The organism is Sphaerisporangium melleum, from assembly GCF_014646695.1.
Classification (GTDB): domain Bacteria; phylum Actinomycetota; class Actinomycetes; order Streptosporangiales; family Streptosporangiaceae; genus Sphaerisporangium; species Sphaerisporangium melleum.
In genome coordinates, this window is the sequence record NZ_BMNT01000014.1 from 26,412 (window position 1) to 47,554 (window position 21,143).

The window sequence follows — 21,143 nt, forward strand, 5'->3', positions numbered from 1 at the left end:
AAACCTTGATTAGGTAGGGCTTACTCGCTCGCCTATACTCCTCGGCGAGGGGGGGAGTATCCCTTCGCGACAGCCTCGTCATCACGGTGCGTCCCCTATGGCGCGCCCGGGGCTGCCGGTCCGCGGACGCATGCGGGCGGGAGAGACCTCCGGCACTTTGACGTTGGCCGGAGGTTTGTCATTTTGGACGTTTCCGTGTGGGCGTGGCTGGCCGTCATCGGCGGCCTGCTGGTCGTGCTGGCGTTCGACCTGTGGATCGTCGACAGAGGCGAACCGCGTGAGTTCTCGATGCGGCAGGCCGGTTTCTGGGTCGGTTTCTACGTCACGCTCGCCGTCCTTTTCGGCATCGGCATGTTCGCGGTCGCGGGAGCCGACCAGGCCGGGCAGTTCTTCGCCGGCTATCTCACCGAGTACAGCCTGAGCGTCGACAACCTCTTCGTCTTCTACATCATCATGGGCCGCTTCGCCGTGCCCCGCATCTACCAGCACAAGGTGCTGCTGGTCGGCATACTGATGGCCCTGGTGATGCGCGGGGCGTTCATCTTGGTCGGCGCCGCCGCCCTCGAGCGGTTCGGCTGGCTGTTCTACGTGTTCGGGGCCTTCCTGCTGTACACCGCGGTGAACCTGCTGCGCGGCCACGACGAGGAGGAGTTCAAGGAGAACCTCCTGCTGCGCTGGGTGCGCCGCATCTTCCCCACCACGGACGGCTTCGTCGGCTCCAAGGTCACCGCCCGGATCGACGGCCGCCGCATGGTGACCCCCATGCTGATCGTGATGGTCGCAATCGGCACCACCGACCTGTTGTTCGCGCTCGACTCCATCCCGGCGATCTTCGGTCTCACCCAGGACGCCTTCATCGTCTTCACCGCCAACGCCTTCGCCCTGATGGGCCTGCGCCAGCTCTACTTCCTGCTCGGCGGCCTGCTGCAGCGGCTGGTGTACATCAGCTACGGCCTGTCGTTCATCCTGGCCTTCATCGGGGTCAAGCTCATCTTGGACGCCCTGCACGGCAGCGGGGTCTCCTGGGCGCCCGAGGTGCCGATCTGGGTCTCACTCTCGGTCATCGGCGTCACGATGACGGTCACCACCGTGGCCAGCCTGATCAAGGCCAGGCGCGACCGGCGGTCGGGCGGCACCACGGCCCCGGCGAAGGTGTCCCAGGGGTAGCGAAATGGTGCATGAGCCGATTTGCTTGTCCAGTATTGCTATGCAACGCCGACGGGATGGGTAACATTCGGCGACAAGTCACGAACCGGTCTCTACCCGCAAACATCACATAAGGTTCCCTGTGTCCAACGATTCGCCAAGCCACGGCCGCCGCCGCGTGCGGCTGGCACGTGGCGTCTCTCCGTGGCTGGTCCCGACCGCCGCCGCGGCCGCCGTCTCGGCGGTGCTGGCCCGGCGGTCGCGCCCATGGTTGCTCGCGGCGGCTCCGCTGACGGCTCTCACCGGCGCCATGGTGTGGTTCTTCCGCGACCCCGAGCGCGAGCCGGGCGACGGGCTGGTGCTGAGCCCCGCCGACGGCGTGGTGCAGAGCATCGACCCCCAGCCGGACGGGCGCACCCGCGTCGCGATCTTCATGAGCCCGCTCAACGTCCACGTGAACCGCGCGCCGGCCGAGGGAACGGTGACCTCGATGCGTCACGTCCCGGGCGGCTTCCGGCCGGCGTTCGACAAGGACAGCGACCAGAACGAGCGGGTCGTCTGGCACCTCGCCACGCCGATCGGCGACCTGGAGCTCGTGCAGATCGCCGGCGCCGTGGCGCGACGCATCGTGCCGTACCTCGGCGTGGGCGCCAAGGTCGCGCAAGGGCAGCGCATCGGGCTGATCCGCTTCGGCTCGCGCGTGGACATCTACCTTCCCGAAGGGATCGCCCCGGCGGTGAGCGTGGGGCAGCGTACGACGGCAGGGGTGACTCGCATTGACCGCGGCTGAGGCAGACTGGTCCATGGAGGGCGAGGAGGAGGACGAAGAGCCCCGAGGGCCGGTCGGCAAGGCGTTCCGGCTGTCGGCGGCCGACTCGCTGTCCATCGGCAACGCGGTGTGCGGGTTCCTCGCGGTGTGCGTCCTCGCCTGGTCGGCGATCACGCAGTTGCAGGTCAACCGGGAGTTCGAGTCCGACCCCCGCTACTTCGCGACCGCGGTGGTGCTGCTGCTGATCGGCGCCACCTGCGACCTGTTCGACGGCCTGGTCGCCCGCAGGTTCCGCGCCTCGGCCATGGGCGCCGAGCTGGACAACCTCGCCGACGTGATCAGCTTCGGTTTCGCCCCGGCGTTCATGGTGGTGGCCTGGGCGGGCTTTTCGCACAAGCTGCCGCTTTGGATCGTTCTGGCGGCCGCCGTCTCGGTGCTGGTCGCCGGCGTCGTGCGCCTGGCGCGGTTCGCGTGCGTGAAGACCAAGAGCGGCGACTTCATGGGCCTGCCGATTCCGATGGGCGCCATGACCGTCGTGTCGATCGTGCTGCTGTTCCAGCCGTCCTACCTCACCCTGCTCGGCATCTTCGCCGTGGCCTGGCTCATGGTCAGCCGCATCGAGTACCCCAAGCCCAAGGGCAACCTCGCGGCCGTCGTGCTCGGCTGGATCATGATCAATGTGGCCTGCCTGGTGGTGTGGGCCGCCGACCTGTCCGGCGGCGACCTGCTGATCCAGATCGGCGCCTGCATGCAGATCGCCCTGGTGTCGGCGATCCCGCTGCGTGTGCTGATGTTCAAGCGCGAGCAGCGCAAGGAGCGCAAGGAGACCGAGGCGGCGATCCGCTAGCCACGCCCGGACGGCCCGGCCTCTCCTCGCGGGAGGCCGGGCCGTCCTGTCGTTCCCGGACCGGGCCGGTGCGCCCAGGCGGTCGCAGGCTCTACCAGCCGCGGGCGCGCCACTCGGGCAGCGACGGGCGCTCGGCGCCGAGCGTGGTGTCCTTGCCGTGGCCCGGGTACACCCACGTCTCGTCGGGCAGCCGGTCGAAGATCCGCTCCACCACGTCGCCGTAGAGCCGGTCGAACCGGGCGGGGTCGCGCTCGGTGTTGCCCACCCCGCCGGGGAACAGCGAGTCGCCGGTGAACAGGTGGGCGTTCTGGAACAGCAGCGCGATCGAGCCCGGCGTGTGGCCGCGCAGGTGGATCACGTCGAGGGTGACCACACCGACGGTGACCTTGTCGCCGTGCTCGACCGGACGGGTGACCGGCACCGGCAGGTGCGGGGCGTCGAGCGGGTGGGCGACGGTCTCGGCGCCGGTCGCCTTGACCACCTCGGCCAGGGCAGTCCAGTGGTCCCGGTGGCGGTGGGTGGTCACGACCTGGCTGATCGGCAGGTCGCCGATGAGCTCCAGCAGCCGGTCGGGCTCGGCGGCGGCGTCGATCAGCAGCCCGTCGCCGGTCTCCCGGCAGCGCAGGAGATAGGCGTTGTTGCCGAAGCCGCCGACCTCCAGCTTGCTGATCGTCAGGTCGGGCAACTCGCGTACATCGGCGGGGCCGCCGGCGGTCACATCACCGGTATAGGTCATGGGTACTCCTCAGGTGGCGTCGCCGGCAGGCCGGGCGGCGGCGTCATCGCCCACCGCGGCGCCGCCGGGGGCTTCCCCGCCAGCCTAAGCCTCGCCACCCCGTCCCGATCATCCTCCTCGCGTACGCCCACCGGCATCCGCGGATCGCCGGGGCCGAGGCGGCCGGTGACCCAGGCCAGCACGGCGGCGGGCGGCCCTTCCACGGCCGGTCCTTCGCCGAGGCCCGTCCAGGACCGCTCGTCCGCATGAACCGCCCTCACCTGGCTCTCGCCGCGCGGCCAGAGCGCCATCACCTCGTGCAACTCGCGCCACACGAAGGGCTCGGGCCAGTCGGCCCAGGTGTAGCCCGCGCCGAGGTCCACGTGGTGGAACTCCACCTCCCTGATCCTGCGCACCAGGATGTACCAGGCGGGGTGCTCGGAGTCGCTCATGGTGCCCACCGTCGCGGCCCAGGCGTGGCCGGGCAGGCCGTCGATGGCGGCCTCGAGCCGGGCCGCGCTTTCGGCGATGTCGGTGTGCTGCTCCTTCGCGGGCCGCGCGGCTCCTTCGGCTATCCCCGTCTCTCTGGCCTCCTGCGTTGGGTACTGTGGTGTGTACAGACCTGTCCCGGCCCACGTCACGAGGTTGACGTGGCTGTCGGCGTTGCGGGCGACGTGGGCCAGCACGTGGCCGCGCGTCCAGCCCGGAAGCAGGGAGGGGGCCGTGACGTCCGGGTCGGTCAACGCGGCCGTGGTCGCGAGCAACCGGTCCGTGGCCGCGGCGAGTTCGGCGCGGAGGGCTTTCAGAACCGTCATGCGAACCATCATTTCCCCATCGGTCCGTTCCCACGCGACCGTCCGCGGGCACGGGGCCCCCGGCTCGCCGCGCCTGCTCCGCCGGAGGGCGGGAAAACTGTCGGACCCCGTCGTTACAGTGGCGGCGACTAGTCAGAGGTGGCCGTCTGCGGCCGCCGTGGATCGCAACCCCAACATGAGAGATCTGCTGTGGCCGACCGCTTGATCGTTCGTGGCGCGCGCGAACACAATCTCAAGGACGTCTCGCTCGACCTGCCGCGAGACGCTCTGATCGTATTCACCGGGCTGTCCGGCTCGGGCAAGTCCAGCCTGGCCTTCGACACCATCTTCGCCGAGGGCCAGCGGCGCTACGTCGAGTCGCTCTCGGCGTACGCCAGGCAGTTCCTCGGGCAGATGGACAAGCCCGACGTCGACTTCATCGAGGGCCTGTCGCCGGCCGTCTCGATCGACCAGAAGTCCACCTCCCGCAACCCGCGGTCCACGGTCGGCACCATCACCGAGGTCTACGACTACCTGCGCCTGCTGTGGGCGCGCATCGGCAAGCCGCACTGTCCCACCTGCGGCCGCCCGATCGCCCGGCAGACCCCGCAGCAGATCGTGGACCGTGTCCTCGAGCTGCCCGAAGGCACGCGCTTCCAGGTCATGGCTCCGGTCATCCGCGGGCGCAAGGGGGAGTACTCCGAGCTGTTCCGCGAGCTGCAGACCAAGGGCTTCGCCCGGGCGCGGGTCGACGGCACGATCGTCCGGCTGGAGGAGCCGCCGGTCCTGAAGAAGTACGAGAAGCACGACATCGAGGTCATCGTCGACCGCCTCTCGGTCAAGGACGGCGCGCGCCGCCGGCTCACCGACTCGGTCGAGACGGCGCTGCAGCTGTCCGGCGGCACGATCACCCTCGACTTCGTCGACCTGCCCGACGACGACCCCGGCCGTGAGCGGTTCTACTCCGAGCACCTCTACTGCCCCTACGACGACCTGTCGTTCGAGGAGCTCGAGCCGCGCTCGTTCTCGTTCAACTCGCCCTTCGGCGCCTGCCCCGACTGCACCGGCCTCGGCACCCGCATGGAGGTCGACCCCGAGCTGGTGGTGCCCGACCCCGAGAAGTCGCTGGGCGACGGCGCTCTGGCCCCGTGGGCGGGCGGCCACACCAGCGACTACTTCATCCGGCTCGTCGAGGCCCTCGGCCACGCCATGGGATTCGACCTCGACACCCCGTGGGAGCGGCTCCCCAAGCAGGCGCAGAAGGCACTGCTGCGCGGCTACGACGAGCAGGTGCACGTCCGCTACAGCAACCGCTACGGCCGCCAGCGGTCCTACTACACCACCTTCGAAGGCGTGATCCCCTGGGTGCAGCGCCGGCACGCCGAGGCCGAGAGCGACTCCTCGCGCGAGCGCTTCGAGGGCTTCATGCGCGAGATCCCCTGCCCCACCTGCAAGGGAGCCAGGCTCAAGCCGGTCTCGCTGGCGGTGACGGTCAGCGACCGGTCCATCGCCGAGGTGTCGGGCATGTCGATCGGCGAGTGCGCCGGGTTCCTCGGTGAGCTCACCCTCTCCGAGCGCGACATGCACATCGCCGAGCGCGTGGTCAAAGAGATCAACGCGCGGCTGGGCTTCCTGCTCGACGTCGGCCTCGACTACCTCACCCTCGACCGCGCGGCCGGCACGCTCGCCGGTGGTGAGGCCCAGCGCATCCGCCTGGCCACCCAGATCGGCTCGGGCCTGGTCGGCGTGCTCTACGTCCTGGACGAGCCGTCGATCGGCCTGCACCAGCGTGACAACCAGCGCCTGCTCGACACGCTGATCCGGCTGCGCGACATGGGCAACACGCTGATCGTCGTCGAGCACGACGAGGACACCATCGCGGCGGCCGACTGGGTGGTCGACATCGGCCCCGGCGCCGGCGAGCACGGTGGCCAGGTCGTCGTCTCCGGCACCGTGGACGACCTGCTCGCCAGTGAAGATTCCCTCACCGGCGCCTATCTGTCGGGACGCAGGAGCATCGCCGTGCCGGGCGAGCGGCGCAAGCGCGATGCCAAGCGCAAGCTGGTGGTCAAGGGCGCCCGCGAGCACAACCTCAAGGGCGTGGACGCCGAGTTCCCGCTCGGGGTGTTCACCGCGGTCACCGGTGTGTCCGGGTCGGGTAAGTCCACCCTGGTCAACGACATCCTGTACAACGCGCTGGCCAAGGAGCTCAACGGCGCCAAGACCGTCCCGGGCCGGCACTCCCGGGTGACCGGCACCGACCTGGTGGACAAGGTCGTGCACGTCGACCAGAGCCCCATCGGTCGCACTCCGAGGTCCAACCCCGCGACCTACACCGGCGTCTTCGACCACGTCCGCAAGCTGTTCGCGCAGACCACCGAGGCGAAGATCCGCGGCTACCAGCCGGGCCGGTTCAGCTTCAACGTCAAGGGCGGCCGCTGCGAGGCGTGCTCAGGCGACGGCACCATCAAGATCGAGATGAACTTCCTGCCGGACGTCTACGTCCCCTGTGAGGTCTGCCACGGCGCCCGGTACAACCGGGAGACCCTGGAGGTCCACTACAAGGGCAAGACGATCTCGGAGGTCCTCGACATGCCGATCGAGGAGGCCCTGGAGTTCTTCGACGCCATCCCGGCGATCAAGCGCCACCTCAAGACGCTCAATGACGTCGGCCTGGGGTACGTCCGGCTCGGCCAGCCCGCGACCACGCTGTCGGGCGGCGAGGCCCAGCGCGTCAAGCTGGCCTCCGAGTTGCAGCGCCGCTCCACCGGCCGCACGGTCTACGTCCTGGACGAGCCCACCACGGGCCTGCACTTCGAGGACATCCACAAGCTCCTCGGCGTCCTCGGACGCCTGGTGGACGGCGGCAACACCGTCATCGTCATCGAGCACAACCTCGATGTGATCAAGACCGCCGACTGGATCATCGACATGGGCCCCGAGGGCGGGTCGAAGGGCGGCAAGGTGCTGGCCACCGGCACCCCCGAGCAGATCGCCCAGGTCGAGGACAGCCACACCGGCCGCTTCCTCAGCAAGATCCTCGGCGGCTGACCCGCCCGCGGCGCTCCGGCCACCGGGCCGGAGCGCCGTCTTCTCGATGCCCCGCCGGAGGGGGCCGGAACGTCTCCGGGAGACCGGCCGCCCGGGATACAGTGCGCGTCTTCGAGAGCGATGCCCGAATGTGGCAGGGTCTCTCAGGGGCCGCCGGCTGCGGCGGAAGACTGATCTTGGGCTTACGGGTAATTGTGCATACTGCCGAAGTCACAGGTGCCTCATGCTGAACTGGTGCGGGGCGTGGGCCGTAGCACGTGATGACGCAATCTGAGGAAGGCTGACATATGAGCGAGATGGACACGACACGGCGTGCGGTGATGCTCGGGGCCGGCGGTGCGGGTCTGGCGGTCGCGCTGACCGCCTGCGGCGGATACGGGACGTCGGCGACCACCTCCGGGGGCGACTCCGCGGGCGAGCCGGCGGCCTCCTCGGACCCGGGAGGGAAGGACGCCGGCTCCGGCGCGGGCGGCCTGGCCAAGACGAGCGACATCCCCACCGGCGGCGGCAAGATCTTCAAGGACGAGAAGATCGTCATCACCCAGCCGAGCGACGGTCAGTTCAAGGCGTTCAGCGCCCTGTGCACCCACCAGGGGTGCCCGGTCGGCTCCGTCTCCGGCGGGACGATCAACTGCCCGTGCCACGGGAGCAAGTTCAAGATCTCCGATGGCTCGGTGGTCGACGGCCCGGCGAGCCGGCCGCTGGAGGAGAAGCAGATCAAGGTCGACGGCGACTCGATCAGCCTGGCCTGACCGCCGGGCGTCCGTCGCGGGCGGGTGGGGCGGAGGAGACCGGAACCCTCCGCCCCCGGCCCACGCCGGTACACGGCCGGCGCACCGCGCCGCGACCTGCCGGGCCCGCGCCGGTGTGCCGGAGCTCTTCCGGGACCAGGCCGGGAGGCTCCGGCTCCCCGCGGAGCGCGTCGGCGAGAACGACGCACGCGCGGACGATCGCGACGGCCCGGCCGTCGGTTCACCGGCCGCTCGTCTCGCATGATCCGGCCCCTCCGTGCCACGGCTGCGGACATCGTGCGCCGTGCCGCGGATCGCCCGGCTCGCGCCGTCGCCGCGGCCGGCTTCGCGGGGGCGATGATCTACGGGGCGGGGGGTGGGGGTCCCCTGCGGCGGGTGCCGAAAGCCCTGTTCTGTCGGCGGAGGCGGATAGGCTTTCTGTTGTGGCGAGATCCGCAAGCAGCCCCCTGAGTTTCCGTCCCGAGCCGGGGTCGATCCCTGAGTCCCCCGGTGTCTACCGCTTCCGGGACGAGCATGGCCGGGTCATCTACGTGGGCAAGGCCAAGAGTCTGCGCCAGCGGCTCAACTCCTACTTCGCCGACTTCGCCGGGCTCCACCCGCGCACCCAGACCATGCTCACCACCGCCGCGCGCGTCGACTGGACCGTCGTCGGCACCGAGGTCGAGGCCCTCCAGCTCGAATACTCCTGGATCAAGGAGTTCGACCCGCGCTTCAACGTCAAATACCGCGACGACAAGTCCTATCCCTACCTCGCCGTGACCATGGGGGACGACTTCCCCCGGGTGCAGGTCATGCGCGGCGCCAAGCGCAAGGGAACCCGCTACTTCGGGCCCTACTCCCACGCCTGGGCCATCAGGGAGACCGTCGACCTGCTGCTGCGCGTCTTCCCGGTGCGCACCTGCTCGGCCGGTGTGTTCAAGCGGGCCGGGCAGATCGGCCGGCCCTGCCTGCTCGGCTACATCGACAAGTGCTCGGCCCCGTGCGTCGGCAAGGTGACCCCCGAGCAGCACCGCGAGCTCGCCGAGGACTTCTGCGACTTCATGGCGGGCAACACCGGCCGGTTCATCAAACGGCTGGAGCGGGCCATGCGCGAGGCCGCCGCCACCGAGGAGTACGAAAGGGCGGCCCGGCTCCGCGACGACATCCAGGCACTGCAGCGGGCGCTGGAGAAGCAGGCCGTGGTGCTCGGCGAGGGCACCGACGCCGACGTGGTCGCCCTCTCGCAGGACGCTCTGGAAGCCGCGGTCCAGGTCTTCTACGTGCGCGGCGGCCGCATCCGCGGCCAGCGGGGCTGGGTGGTCGACAAGGTGGAGGAGGCCTCGTCCGCCGAGCTGGTCGAGCACTTCCTGCTCCAGATGTACGGCGAGGCCGCCCCCGAGGCCGTGCCGCGCGAGGTGCTGGTGCCCGTCCTGCCGCCGGAGGCGGACGCCGTCGCCGAGTTGCTCACCGAGCAGCGCGGCGCCCGGGTCGAGGTGCGCGTGCCCCAGCGCGGCGACAAGAAGGCCCTGCTGGAGACCGTCGAGCGCAACGCCAAGGAGTCGCTGGCCCAGCACAAGCTGCGCAGGGCGAGTGACCTGACCACCCGCAGCCGCGCCCTGCAGGAGATCGCCGACGCGCTCGACCTCGACCAGGCCCCGCTGCGCATCGAGTGCTACGACGTCTCCCACCTGCAGGGCGACGACGTCGTGGCGTCGATGGTGGTCTTCGAGGACGGTCTGGCCCGCAAGAGCGAGTACCGCCGGTTCGCGATCCGCGGCACCGCGGGCCAGGGCGACGTCGCCTCCATCTACGAGGTGATCCAGCGCCGGTTCAAACGCCACCTGGAGGAACGCGCGCAGACCGGCGAGCTGGACCCCGAGCCGATCGATCCCGAGACCGGCAGGCCGCGCAGGTTCGCCTACCCGCCCAACCTCGTGGTCGTCGACGGCGGCCCGGCACAGGTGGCCGCCGCCCAGCGCGCCCTGGATGAGCTCGGTGTGGACGACGTGGCGGTGAGCGGCCTGGCCAAGCGGCTGGAGGAGGTCTGGCTGCCCGGCGACGACCAGCCGGTCATCCTGCCCAGAAGCAGCGAGGGCCTTTATCTTCTGCAGAGGGTGCGTGATGAGGCGCACCGTTTCGCCATCACCTACCATCGTTCGAAACGTTCGAAGTCTGTCAAAGAAAGCGTTCTGGACGAGATCCGAGGGCTCGGTTCGGCACGGAAGCAGGCTTTGCTGAAACGCTTCGGGTCCGTCAAGCGGTTGCGGGGGGCGACGGTCGACGAGATCCGCGAGGTTCCGGGCATCGGGCTGTCGACCGCCGAGGCGATCGTTGCGGCACTGAAGGGGGAGGGCACATGAGCGAGCAGACCGGCGGCACCGGGCGCGACCCTTCGCGGCCGCCGCCCGCCGAGCGGGGACGAAGGGGCGTGGTGGGCGACACCGCCTTCGTCATCGTCACCGGCATGTCCGGCGCGGGGCGCAGCACGGCGGCCAAGGCCCTGGAGGATCTCGGCTGGTTCGTGATCGACAACCTGCCTCCCGGCATGCTGTTCGCCATGGCCGAGGAGGCCGGGCGGGTCAAGCTGCCGACCGACAAGGTCGCCGCCGTCGTGGACGTGCGCAGTCTCGCGTTCACCACCGACCTCAACAGCGCCATCGAGGAGCTCGAGGCACGCGGCGTCGGGGTGCGCGTGGTGTTCCTGGAGGCCAGTGACGAAGAGCTCGTGCGCCGCTTCGAGAACGTCCGCCGCCCGCACCCGCTGCAGGGCGAGGGACGGCTGGTCGACGGCATCGCCCGCGAGCGAGGCATCCTGCGCGAGGTGCGCGCCAATGCCGACCTGGTCATCGACACCTCATCGCACAACGTGCACGAGCTGCGCGGCAAGATCGTCTCGTTCTTCGGCGGCGACCACCGTCCCGGCCTGCGGGTCAACATCGTGTCCTTCGGCTTCAAGTACGGTCTGCCGGTGGACGCCGACCTGGTGGTCGACTGCAGGTTCCTGCCCAACCCCCACTGGGTGCCCGAGCTGCGCCCGATGACCGGGCTGGAGACCCCGGTGCGCGAGTACGTCCTCAGCCAGCCGGGCGCCAAGGAGTTCCTGGACGGCTACGAGGAGGTCCTCGGCGTGGTCGCGGCCGGGTACGTCCGCGAGGGCAAGGGCTACGCCACCCTGGCGGTCGGCTGCACCGGCGGCCGGCACCGCAGCGTCGCGATGGCCGAGCAGATCGGCGCCCGCCTGCGCGAGCGCGACATGGAGGTCCAGGTCAGCCACCGGGATGTGGGCCGCGAGTGAACGAGCTAGACGGGGAGCCGGGGGGCCGCGCCCACCCGGGGACCCCGCCGGGCCGCCGCATGGCCCAGGTCGACCGCCGAGAAGAAGACCGCGATGACCCTCCGTCCGCGCCGGGCGGCTGCCAGGCCAAGGCCGACACCCGTGACCTCGGCTCGCCGGTGTGTCCGGATCTCGCCGAAATGGATGCCGAGGTCGTTGATTCCTGGGCGCGTTCCGGTGTCACAGGGGCCGGTGCTCGTGTTCTGGGCTCGCGGGCGTGTCCGGATCTCGCCGAAATGGATGCCGAGGTCGTTGATTCCCGGGCACGTTCCGGCGCCGCGAGGACCGGCGCCCGCGTGGCCGGCTCCACGGCCGGCGCAGGCGCATCGGACGCCGCACTGCGGGACGCGGCGGCGTGGCCGGCGGGCACCGGGAACGCGCGGCGCGCCAGGCCCGTGCGGGTGGTCGCGCTCGGCGGCGGGCACGGGCTGCACGCGTCGCTGTCGGCGCTGCGCCGGGTGACCGGCGAGCTGACGGCCGTGGTCACCGTCGCCGACGACGGCGGCTCCAGTGGCCGCCTGCGGCGCGAGCTCGGCGTCCTGCCCCCGGGCGACCTGCGCATGGCCCTGGCCGCCCTGTGCGGAGACGACGACTGGGGCGAGACGTGGAGCAGGGTCGTCCAGCACCGCTTCCGCAGCGAGGGCGAGTTACACGGTCATGCCGTGGGGAACCTCCTGATCGTGGCGCTGTGGGAGCTGCTCGACGACCCCGTGGCGGGGCTCGACTGGGTGGGCCGCCTGCTCGGCGCGCATGGCCGGGTGCTGCCGATGGCCTCGGTGCCGCTCGACATCGAGGCCGAGGTCGAGCTCGACGGCAAGGTGACCGTGGTGCGCGGGCAGGTGGCGTGCGCGCTCACCCCGGGCAGCGTTCAGGCGATCTCCCTGGTGCCCGCCGACCCACCGGCCTGTCCCGAGGCCGTCTCCGCCGTGCGGGACGCCGACTGGGTGGTGTTCGGGCCCGGCTCGTGGTTCACCAGCGTGCTGCCGCACCTGAAAGTACCCGAGCTCGCCGGGGCGCTGCACGACACCGGTGGCTGGCGGCTGGTCACGCTCAACCTGGCGCCGCAGCCGGGCGAGACCGACGGGTTCTCCGCCGAGAAGCACCTGCAGGTGCTCCGCGAGCATGCCCCGGGCCTGCGCATCGACGTCGTGCTCGCCGACAGCCGGGTGGCGGGTGAGCGCGATGAGCTGGAGAAGGCCGCCGAGGCGCTCGGCGGACGCCTGGTGCTCGCCGACGTGGCCGCCGCCGATGGTTCCCCCCGGCATGACGCACGACGACTTGCCTCGGTCCTGGACGAGATTTTCCGTGGGAAGCGTTGATCCTGGTCAGCGCGCCCACGGGGTGCGAGAGACTTGCCGGGGGCCGTCGCAGCCGCGCCGGGCGGGGGAGCCCGCCGTGCGGCGCGGCCGGCCCGCCTGGACCGTGAGAGGCGTCTTTATGGGGGAGGACACGGGCACATGGCCATGACGGGTGTGGTGAAGGACGAGCTGAGCCGGCTCTCGGTGCTGAAGCCCTGTTGCCGCAAGGCAGAGGTGTCGACGTTGCTGCGCTTCGCGAGCGGGCTGCATCTCGTCGGCGGCCGCATCGTGATCGAGGCCGAGTTGGACACCAACGTCACGGCCCGCCGCCTGATCAAGGACATCGGCGAGGTGTTCGGGCACAGGGCCGAGGTGCTGGTTCTGGCGCCGGCGGGCCTGCGCAAGGGGTCGCGGTACGTGGTGCGTGTCTATCGCGACGGTGAGGCGCTGGCCCGCCAGACCGGATTGATCGACAACCATGGGCGCCCGGTGCGCGGCCTGCCGCGCCAGGTGGTCTCCGGCGCCACTTGTGACGCCGAGGCCGCCTGGCGCGGGGCGTTCCTGGCCCACGGCTCGCTGACCGAGCCCGGCCGTTCGATGTCGCTGGAGGTCACCTGCCCGGGCCCGGAGGCCGCGCTGGCCCTGGTCGGCTCCGCCCGGCGGCTCAAGATCCACGCCAAGGCGCGGGAGGTCCGTGGGGTCGACCGGGTGGTCGTCCGGGACGGCGACGCGATCAGCGCCCTGCTCACCCGGCTCGGTGCCCATGACAGCGTGCTGGCCTGGGAGGAGCGCCGCATGCGGCGGGAGGTGCGCGCCACCGCCCACCGCCTGGCCAACTTCGACGACGCCAATCTGCGCAGGTCGGCCCGGGCCGCGGTCGCGGCGGGGGCCCGTGTGCAGCGCGCGCTGGAGATCCTCGGCGATGACGCCCCCGAGCACCTGGTGATCGCCGGACGGCTGCGTGTGGAGCACAAGCAGGCGTCGCTGGAGGAGCTCGGCCAGATCGCCGACCCGCCGCTGACCAAGGACGCCATCGCCGGCCGCATCCGCAGGCTGCTCGCCATGGCGGACAAGCGCGCCGCCGACCTCGGCATCGCCTCCACCGACGCCAATCTCACCGCCGAGATGCTCGCCCCCTGACGCGTCGGCCAGAGGTCCGGGCCCCTGCGCGAGGTGGCGCCGCCGTTCGCCGCGTGCACCGTCCCCCCGCGGCGCCGGGCGCACAGGGCTCCGTCGCCGCCGAAGGCGGCCGGGGGAAGCCGTCGGCGTGGGACGCCGAGACCGCGTCAGGAACGTCAAGGAGGGATGCGGTCCGGCGGCACGGTCGTGATCTGAGATCTGGCGTTCCGCACGTCCGGGCGCCGGCTCCGGCGGCGTGAAGGGGCCGTGCCCCGGGCGGTGGGGAGGTCTTTCGCCCGGTCCGCGTGACCGCCGGAGGGCGGGGCGGAGGAAGCGGCGTTCGCGTCCGCTCGTGCCGCTGTGAGCTGGGGGGCCTGCGCGGTCCGCGACCGCGGCCGCAAAGGGGAGAGCCACGTGGTCTACACCAATTGCCACCCGGTAGGGTTATCTGAGGTTTCAGCCCGCCACGACGCCGGCACGGGCCGGCGCCACGACGTTCGAGGAGATCTGGTTCCGTGAGCATCCGCGTAGGCATCAACGGCTTCGGCCGTATCGGCCGCAACTTCTGGCGAGCCGTGGCGGCCGGCGGTAAGGACATCGAGATTGTCGCCGTCAACGACCTGACCGACAATGCCACCCTCGCCCATCTGCTGAAGTACGACAGCATCCTGGGCCGCCTGCCGTACGAGGTCAAGAACACGGCCGACGAGATCACGGTCGACGGCAAGGCGATCAAGGTGTTCGCCGAGCGCGACCCCGCCAAGCTGCCGTGGGGCGACCTCGGCGTGGACGTCGTCGTCGAGTCGACCGGCCTGTTCACCGACGCCGCCAAGGCCAAGGTGCACGCCGAGAACGGCGCCAAGAAGGTCATCATCTCCGCGCCCGCCAAGGGCGAGGACATCACGATCGTGATGGGCGTCAACCACGACAAGTACGACCCGGCGGCGCACACCATCATTTCCAACGCCTCCTGCACGACCAACTGCCTGGCCCCCATGGCGAAGGTCATCAACGACACCTTCGGCATCGAGAAGGGCCTGATGACCACGATCCACGCCTACACCCAGGACCAGAACCTCCAGGACGGCCCGCACAAGGACCTGCGCCGCGCCCGCGCCGCCGCCCTGAACATCGTGCCCACCTCCACCGGCGCCGCCAAGGCGATCGGCCTGGTGCTCCCCGAGCTCAAGGGCAAGCTGGACGGCTTCGCGCTGCGCGTGCCGATCCCCACCGGCTCGGCCACCGACCTGACCGTCGAGCTCAAGCGCGAGACCACGGTCGAGGAGGTCAACGCCGCCCTCAAGGCCGCCGCCGAGGGCCCGCTGCGCGGCATCCTCAGCTACACCGAGGACGAGATCGTCTCCGCCGACATCGTCACCGACCCGGCCTCCTGCATCTTCGACTCCGGCCTGACCAAGGTCATCGGCAACCAGGTCAAGGTCGTCGGCTGGTACGACAACGAGTGGGGCTACTCCAACCGCCTCGGCGACCTCATCGAGCTGGTTGGTTCGCGGTTCTGATGCAGACCATCGAGGCTCTCGACGTGAAGGGTCGGCGCGTGCTCGTGCGCGCCGACCTGAACGTTCCCCTCGACGGGGACGTCATCACCGACGACGGGCGCATCCGCGCGTCGGTGCCCACGATCAGCGCGCTCGCGAGCCGGGGGGCGCGGGTGATCGTCTGCGCCCACCTGGGCCGCCCCAAGGGCAAGGTGGCGCCGCAGTTCTCCCTGGCCCCGGTCGCCGCGCGGCTCGGCGAGCTGCTCGGCCACCCGGTCGCCTTCGCCTCCGACGTCGTGGGCGACTCCGCCCGCGCCACGGTCGAGGGCCTGGGCGACGGCGAGGTCGCCCTGCTGGAGAACCTCCGCTTCGAGCCGGGCGAGGAGTCCAAGGACGACGCGCTGCGCGGCGCCTTCGCCGACGAGCTCGCCGCCCTGGCCGAGCTGTACGTCGGTGACGGCTTCGGCGCCGTGCACCGCAAGCACGCCAGCGTCTACGACGTGCCGAAGCGGCTCCCGCACGCCGCCGGCGGGCTGGTCGTCGCCGAGGTCGAGGTGCTCAAGAAGCTCACCGAGGACCCCGCCCGGCCGTACGTCGTCGTGCTCGGCGGCGCGAAGGTCTCCGACAAGCTCGGCGTGATCGCCAACCTGCTCGGCAAGGTCGACCGCCTGATCGTCGGCGGCGGCATGGCCTACACCTTCCTCAAGGCCCAGGGCCACGAGGTCGGCAAGTCCCTGCTGCAGGAGGACCAGCTCGAGCAGGTGAGCGGGTTCATCGCCGAGGCCGACAAGCGCGGTGTCGAGCTCGTGCTGCCGGTCGACATCCTGGCGGCGACGACCTTCGCCGAGGACGCGCCGCATGACGTGGTGGAGGCCACCGCGATCCCGGCCGACCGCGAGGGCCTGGACATCGGGCCGAAGACCCGCGAGCTGTTCGCGTCCAAGCTGGCCGACGCCGCGACCGTCTTCTGGAACGGCCCGATGGGCGTGTTCGAGTTCGAGGCGTTCTCGGGCGGCACCCGCGCCGTGGCCGAGGCGCTGGTCGCCTCCGGCGCGTTCACCGTGGTCGGCGGCGGCGACTCGGCGGCGGCCGTGCGCAAGCTCGGTCTCCCCGAGGACGGTTTCTCCCACATCTCGACCGGTGGCGGGGCGAGCCTCGAGTATCTCGAGGGCAAGACCCTGCCCGGCCTGGCAGCGCTGGAGGACTGAGCGCCCCATGAGCACAGCCCGCAAGCCGCTGTTCGCCGGCAACTGGAAGATGAACCTCAACCATCTCGAGGCCATCGCCCTGGTCCAGAAGCTGGCGTTCACGCTGACCGACAAGGACTTCGACCGTGCCGAGGTCGCGGTGCTGCCCCCGTTCACCGACCTGCGCAGTGTGCAGACCCTGGTGGACGGTGACAAGCTGCGCATCGTCTACGGCGCGCAGGACCTTTCGGTGCACGACGCCGGCGCCTACACCGGCGAGATCTCGGGTTCGATGCTGGCCAAGCTCGGCTGCACGTACGTGCTGGCCGGGCACTCCGAGCGCCGGCAGTACCACGGCGAGGACGACCAGGTCGTCGGCGCCAAGGTGCAGGCGGCCTACCGGCATTCGCTCACGCCCATCCTCTGCGTGGGCGAAGGCCTCCCCATCCGGCAGGCCGGCGGTCAGGTCGCCTACACCCTGTCCCAGCTCGACGCCGCGCTGAACGGTGTCAAGCCCGACCAGGCCAAGTCGGTCGTCGTCGCCTACGAGCCGGTATGGGCGATCGGCACCGGCAAGGTGGCCACTCCGGACGACGCGCAGGAGGTCTGCGGCGCCATCCGGGTGCGACTCGCCGAGCTGTACGACCAGGATGTGGCCGCCGCCGTCCGTATCCTTTACGGTGGGTCGGTGAAGAGCGGCAACGTCGCCGGCATCATGGCGCAGCCGGATATCGACGGGGCTCTGGTCGGCGGTGCCTGCCTCGACCCGGTCGACTTCGTCAAAATCAGTCGTTTTGGCGAAATGCCGGGCTAGCTGAGCTGTTCGGGAGGTACGAGTTGACATCACGACGTACCCTCGAAGAGACACTTTGAATCGTCACCCCGGCGTTCGCCGGGCAGGTCAGGTCGCGCTCCGGCGCGCATAACAGGGAAACAGGTCAACGGTGATTATCGGTATCTCCATCGCCCTCATCCTGTCGAGCGCCCTCATGGTGCTGCTCGTGTTGCTCCACAAGGGCAAGGGTGGCGGTCTCTCCGACCTCTTCGGCGGCGGCTTCACATCGTCCTTCGGTGGGTCCTCGGTGGTGGAGCGGAATCTCGACCGGCTGACGGTCATCACCGGATCGGTCTGGTTCGTCTGCATCATCGCGCTGGGGCTGCTGCTCCGGCCGGCGTAGTCGTCCTCCCTGACGGCCTGACAGAGATTCTTTTCCCCGCCGCGCGGCGGGGCGATCAAGCGAGGAGTTCATCCGTGGGTAGTGGCAACGCCATCCGTGGTAGCCGTGTCGGTGCTGGTCCGATGGGGGAGGCCGAGCGTGGCGAGGCGGCCCCGCGAGTCCGGGTCTCGTTCTGGTGCGCCAACATGCACGAGACGCGTCCGAGCTTCGCGAGCGACGCCGCCGTCCCGGAGTACTGGGACTGCCCCCGCTGCGGTCTTCCCGCCGGTCAGGACGAGTCGGCCCCTCCCGCGCCGCCGCGCAACGAGCCCTACAAGACCCACCTGGCGTACGTCAAGGAACGGCGCAGCGACACCGACGGCGCGGCGATTCTCGCCGAGGCCCTCGAGCGGCTGCGCAACAACCGTTCGCCCTGGTAGGCCTGCGGGTTTCGAACCGGTCGACGCCAAGGCCCCCACGGGATCCCGTGGGGGCCTTCGCGTCCGCGGTCAGCTCCGTTCGTAGACCGTCTCTCCGGCGACGAAGGTCATGTCGGCCCGCGTCGTCCAGATCTCCCCGGCGGGCAGCGCGTACGGGTCGCGGTCGAGCACCACGAGGTCGGCCCGGTTGCCCACGGTGATCACCCCGGCCTCGTCGTCGTGGTTGATCCACGCCGACCCGGACGTGTAGGCCGTCATCACCGTGGCCAGGTCGAGGCGCTGGTGCGGCAGGAACGGGGTCTGGGCGGTCGGGTAGCCCGCGTGCACCGATCCGCCGGGCTCGGTGCGGTTGACGGCGACGTGCATGCCCTGGAGCGGGTCGGCGGAGGAGACCGGCCAGTCGCTGCCCGCGCACAGGCGGGCTCCGGTGCGCACCAGACCGGCGAACGGATACTGCCAGGACGAGCGCTCCTCGCCGAGGTAGGGGATGCACAGCTCGTCCATCTGCAGGTGGTGGGTCGCCCACAGCGGCTGGAGGTTGGCGGTCACGCCGAGCCGGGCGAACCTCGGCACGTCGGACGGTTCGACGATCTGCAGGTGCGCGATGTGGTGCCGGCCCGCCGGCGAGGTGTCCTCCAGCGCGTCCAGTGCCTCGCGGACGGCGCGCTCGCCGATGGCGTGGAAGTGGACCTGGAAACCGCGCCGGTCCAGCTCGGCGACGTACCCCTTGAGCTTCACCGGGTCGACGTAGGACAGGCCGCGCTCGTCGGGGCCGCAGCCGCAGTAGGGCTCGATGACGGCGGCGGTGAAGTTCTCCGCGATGCCGTCCTGCATGATCTTCACCGAGCCCGCGGAGAACGTCCCGCCCGCCTGGGCGCGGCGCTCGGCCAGTTCCTCGATCTGCTCGGCGCCGCGCGCCCGGTCCCACCACAGGGCGCCGACGACCCGCGCCCGCAGCCGGCCGGAGGCGGCGGCCGACAGGTAGGCGGGGAAGTTGTCGTCGGATCCGGCGTAGGAGCCGACGATGGCGTCCTGCCAGCCGGTGATGCCCAGCGAGAACAGGTGGGCCTGGGCGTCCATGAGCGCGGCGTCCAGGTCGCCCGCGGTGGGGCGTGGGGTGAGCAGGCCGACCAGGTCCATGGCGCCCTCGTGCAGGACGCCGCTCGGCGTGCCGTCGGGGTCGCGCTCGATGCGGCCGTCGGCGGGGTCGGGGGTGGCGGCGGTGATCCCGGCGAGTTCCAGGGCCCTGGTGTTCACCCAGGCCGCGTGGTGGTCGCGCTGGATGAGGTAGACGGGGCGGTCGGTGAAGTCGATCTGCGTGCGGTGCGGCAGGCCACCGGGGAAGGCCGCCATGTCCCAGCCGCCGCCGTCGATCCACGCCTTGCCCGGATGCTCGCGCGCGTACCGTGCGATCAGGTCGAGGTAGGCGGGAAGGCCGAAGACCTCCGACAGGTCGCATTTGGCGCGTTCGAGCCCTGCCTGGACGGGGTGGATGTGCGCGTCGGTGAACGCCGGGGTCAGCAGGCGGCCGGCCAGGTCGACGCTCTCGTGCCCTGGGCGCGCCTGGCGGACCACGTCGGCCTCGGCGCCCACCGCCGCGATCCGCCCGCCGCGGACGAGGACGGCCTCGGCGAAGGCGGCGGAGGCTCCCGGAGAGTCACCGGATGCGGTGGTGGTGGGCCTGGCGGCCTGGTGCGCGGCGCCGGTGAACACACGGCCGCCGTGGAAGAGCAGATCGGTCATCGGCCACGATGCTATATCCGGTGGCCCTACCGCCGGGACGTCGGCAGAAAGCGGCTAGCGATGCCGACAAGTCATGTCAAATCCGTCTTCCAGCGGTAAATGCGATGAACGGAAACCGGCGGCTCATGTCCATGTAGCAGTTCTGTAACAGCTTGGCGGCATCCTGCTGACGGACGACAGGGGAGTTTTGATGGGATTTCTGCGCATACGTACCACGGTAGATGAGCGACCGGGCCGGCTCGCCTCTCTCGCCGCCGCATTGGCGGCCAAGGGGGGCAACATCCTCGGACTGAGCGTCCAGCCCGATACCGACGGCACCGTGGACGAGTTCGTGGCCGACATCCCCGCCTCGGCGGAGGCGGTGCGGGAGGCGCTGGAGGCCGCCGGCGGCCGTCGCGTACAGGTCGTGCCCGCCGCGGCGCACGAACTGACCGACGAGCCCACCCGCGCGCTGCTGCTCGCCGCCCGCCTGCGCGCCCAGCCCTGGCGGCTGCCGGAGGTGCTGACCGACCTGCTGCGCGCCGACGACGCGCGCTGGGTGTACGGCGTGGACCTCTCCTCCGACCTGCCCGACCCGACCCTGCTCACCGTGCCGGTCGCGCCGCGCCGGGCGATCCGGCTGCGCCGCACGGAGCTGCCGTTCACGCTGACCGAGGCCGCCCGGGCGGCGGCCCTCGTCCGGCTGGCGCAGCCGCCGGCCGAGATGCCCTCGGCCGAGCGCCCCGTGACCCTGCATGACGGCATCGAGGTGCAGGTGCGCCCGCTCACCCTGCTCTACCGCGAAGCGGTGCGCGACCTGCACGACCGCTGCTCGCCCGACTCGCGCAGGTTCCGGTACTTCACCTCGATGCCGGCGCTGCCCCCCAAGATGTTCGACCGGCTGTGCGACCGCGACCGGGGGCACTCGATCGTCGCCGGGTACGACGGGCAGGTGGTGGCGCTGGCCAACCTGATCTTCACACCCGATCCGGGTATCGCCGAGATGGCGTTCCTGGTCGAGGACCGCTGGCAGGGACGGGGCCTTGGCGGCGCGCTGGCACGGATGCTGCTGGAGGAGGCGCGCGACCTGGGCTTCGCCGAGGTCAAGGCGAGTCTGCTGTCGGACAACGTGCGCATGCGCCGCCTGCTGATCTCGCTGGGCGCCACGCTGACCTACACCGATGACCCCGGCGTCGTGGAGGCGCGCATCGCCACCGGCGCGATGGTGCCCGCTCCTCGCGGCTGAACGCCGGGCCGCCCGCCGCGCTCCGGGAACGCTCGGGGATCGCGGATCACGGCGGACGGCCCGCCGGGACGCCGGGACGAGGGGCACG

At 70.8% G+C, this 21,143-nt stretch carries 18 protein-coding genes; 15 read left to right on the forward strand and 3 right to left on the reverse strand.

All coding sequences use genetic code 11. The features are described 5' to 3' along the window. The first annotated feature begins 183 nt into the window (after positions 1-183). From IEY93_RS13935 to pssA, 3 genes are all read left to right on the forward strand, one after another. Positions 184-1,167, forward strand: a complete 984-nt coding sequence (locus IEY93_RS13935; RefSeq protein WP_189163467.1) for a TerC family protein — start codon at positions 184-186, stop codon at positions 1,165-1,167. A 121-nt stretch (positions 1,168-1,288) separates the two neighbouring features. Next, entirely contained in the window at positions 1,289-1,936 is a 648-nt protein-coding gene (locus IEY93_RS13940; protein ID WP_189163468.1) for a phosphatidylserine decarboxylase, read from the forward strand. Beyond that, a complete protein-coding gene (pssA, locus tag IEY93_RS13945) occupies positions 1,923-2,762 on the forward strand; it encodes a CDP-diacylglycerol--serine O-phosphatidyltransferase (protein ID WP_189163469.1) in 840 nt (279 codons plus the stop codon). The genes IEY93_RS13940 and pssA overlap by 14 nt, the downstream gene beginning before the upstream one ends. A 91-nt stretch (positions 2,763-2,853) precedes the next feature. Here pssA and IEY93_RS13950 read toward each other — a convergent pair whose 3' ends face one another. Both IEY93_RS13950 and IEY93_RS13955 read right to left on the reverse strand, forming a co-directional pair. Then, positions 2,854-3,498 carry an MBL fold metallo-hydrolase gene (locus tag IEY93_RS13950; protein WP_189163470.1) on the reverse strand — a complete coding sequence of 215 codons (645 nt, stop codon included), beginning with the start codon at positions 3,496-3,498 and terminating at the stop codon, positions 2,854-2,856. Then, positions 3,495-4,292 (reverse strand): maleylpyruvate isomerase family mycothiol-dependent enzyme, encoded by a 798-nt coding sequence (locus tag IEY93_RS13955; protein ID WP_203968369.1) that lies wholly within the window; start codon positions 4,290-4,292, stop codon positions 3,495-3,497. The genes IEY93_RS13950 and IEY93_RS13955 overlap by 4 nt, the downstream gene beginning before the upstream one ends. A 189-nt stretch (positions 4,293-4,481) precedes the next feature. On the opposite strand from IEY93_RS13955, the gene uvrA reads away from it, so the two are divergent. The 11 genes from uvrA (at position 4,482) to IEY93_RS14010 (ending at position 18,087) form a co-directional block, all read left to right on the forward strand. Further along, positions 4,482-7,322 (forward strand): excinuclease ABC subunit UvrA, encoded by a 2,841-nt coding sequence (uvrA, locus tag IEY93_RS13960; protein ID WP_189163472.1) that lies wholly within the window; start codon positions 4,482-4,484, stop codon positions 7,320-7,322. Between the two features lie 287 nt (positions 7,323-7,609). Continuing rightward, on the forward strand, positions 7,610-8,074 hold the full coding sequence (locus IEY93_RS13965) for a Rieske (2Fe-2S) protein (protein WP_189163473.1): 465 nt from the start codon (positions 7,610-7,612) through the stop codon (positions 8,072-8,074). A gap of 446 nt (positions 8,075-8,520) precedes the next feature. Continuing rightward, positions 8,521-10,413 carry an excinuclease ABC subunit UvrC gene (gene uvrC, locus IEY93_RS13970; protein WP_203968380.1) on the forward strand — a complete coding sequence of 631 codons (1,893 nt, stop codon included), beginning with the start codon at positions 8,521-8,523 and terminating at the stop codon, positions 10,411-10,413. Between the two features lie 68 nt (positions 10,414-10,481). After that, on the forward strand, positions 10,482-11,348 hold the full coding sequence (gene rapZ / locus IEY93_RS13975; RefSeq protein WP_268241554.1) for an RNase adapter RapZ: 867 nt from the start codon (positions 10,482-10,484) through the stop codon (positions 11,346-11,348). A 440-nt stretch (positions 11,349-11,788) separates the two neighbouring features. Further along, the gene (locus tag IEY93_RS13980) at positions 11,789-12,706 is read left to right on the forward strand and encodes a gluconeogenesis factor YvcK family protein (protein ID WP_229691133.1); all 918 of its coding nucleotides are present in this window, start codon (positions 11,789-11,791) and stop codon (positions 12,704-12,706) included. Positions 12,707-12,844: 138 nt separating this feature from the next. Then, the gene (gene whiA / locus IEY93_RS13985) at positions 12,845-13,825 is read left to right on the forward strand and encodes a DNA-binding protein WhiA (RefSeq protein ID WP_189163477.1); all 981 of its coding nucleotides are present in this window, start codon (positions 12,845-12,847) and stop codon (positions 13,823-13,825) included. Between the two features lie 494 nt (positions 13,826-14,319). Continuing rightward, complete coding sequence (gene gap, locus IEY93_RS13990) at positions 14,320-15,324, forward strand: type I glyceraldehyde-3-phosphate dehydrogenase (RefSeq protein WP_189163478.1); 1,005 nt, start codon at positions 14,320-14,322, stop codon at positions 15,322-15,324. Continuing rightward, positions 15,324-16,511 carry a phosphoglycerate kinase gene (locus IEY93_RS13995; RefSeq protein ID WP_189163479.1) on the forward strand — a complete coding sequence of 396 codons (1,188 nt, stop codon included), beginning with the start codon at positions 15,324-15,326 and terminating at the stop codon, positions 16,509-16,511. Before gap ends, IEY93_RS13995 begins: the two co-directional genes overlap by 1 nt. 7 nt (positions 16,512-16,518) lie before the next feature. After that, positions 16,519-17,304 carry a triose-phosphate isomerase gene (gene tpiA, locus IEY93_RS14000; RefSeq protein WP_189163480.1) on the forward strand — a complete coding sequence of 262 codons (786 nt, stop codon included), beginning with the start codon at positions 16,519-16,521 and terminating at the stop codon, positions 17,302-17,304. A 130-nt stretch (positions 17,305-17,434) separates the two neighbouring features. Then, a complete protein-coding gene (secG, locus tag IEY93_RS14005; protein ID WP_189163481.1) occupies positions 17,435-17,668 on the forward strand; it encodes a preprotein translocase subunit SecG in 234 nt (77 codons plus the stop codon). Between the two features lie 74 nt (positions 17,669-17,742). Continuing rightward, entirely contained in the window at positions 17,743-18,087 is a 345-nt protein-coding gene (locus IEY93_RS14010; RefSeq protein WP_189163482.1) for an RNA polymerase-binding protein RbpA, read from the forward strand. A 69-nt stretch (positions 18,088-18,156) separates the two neighbouring features. Here IEY93_RS14010 and IEY93_RS14015 read toward each other — a convergent pair whose 3' ends face one another. Then, positions 18,157-19,830, reverse strand: a complete 1,674-nt coding sequence (locus IEY93_RS14015) for an amidohydrolase (RefSeq protein WP_189163483.1) — start codon at positions 19,828-19,830, stop codon at positions 18,157-18,159. A 190-nt stretch (positions 19,831-20,020) separates the two neighbouring features. Here IEY93_RS14015 and IEY93_RS14020 point away from each other — a divergent pair, with 190 nt between their 5' ends. Next, on the forward strand, positions 20,021-21,055 hold the full coding sequence (locus IEY93_RS14020) for a GNAT family N-acetyltransferase (RefSeq protein ID WP_189163484.1): 1,035 nt from the start codon (positions 20,021-20,023) through the stop codon (positions 21,053-21,055). The last annotated feature ends 88 nt before the right edge of the window (positions 21,056-21,143 follow it).

Coding starts and splice junctions, on each gene's coding strand:
- IEY93_RS13950 (WP_189163470.1), bottom strand. CDS start 3,498: ATGACCTATACCGGTGATGTGACCGCCGGCGGCCCCGCCGATGTACGC.
- IEY93_RS13955 (WP_203968369.1), bottom strand. CDS start 4,292: ATGACGGTTCTGAAAGCCCTCCGCGCCGAACTCGCCGCGGCCACGGAC.
- IEY93_RS13965 (WP_189163473.1), top strand. CDS start 7,610: ATGAGCGAGATGGACACGACACGGCGTGCGGTGATGCTCGGGGCCGGC.
- whiA (WP_189163477.1), top strand. CDS start 12,845: ATGGCCATGACGGGTGTGGTGAAGGACGAGCTGAGCCGGCTCTCGGTG.
- IEY93_RS13995 (WP_189163479.1), top strand. CDS start 15,324: ATGCAGACCATCGAGGCTCTCGACGTGAAGGGTCGGCGCGTGCTCGTG.
- tpiA (WP_189163480.1), top strand. CDS start 16,519: ATGAGCACAGCCCGCAAGCCGCTGTTCGCCGGCAACTGGAAGATGAAC.
- IEY93_RS14015 (WP_189163483.1), bottom strand. CDS start 19,830: ATGACCGATCTGCTCTTCCACGGCGGCCGTGTGTTCACCGGCGCCGCG.
- IEY93_RS14020 (WP_189163484.1), top strand. CDS start 20,021: ATGGGATTTCTGCGCATACGTACCACGGTAGATGAGCGACCGGGCCGG.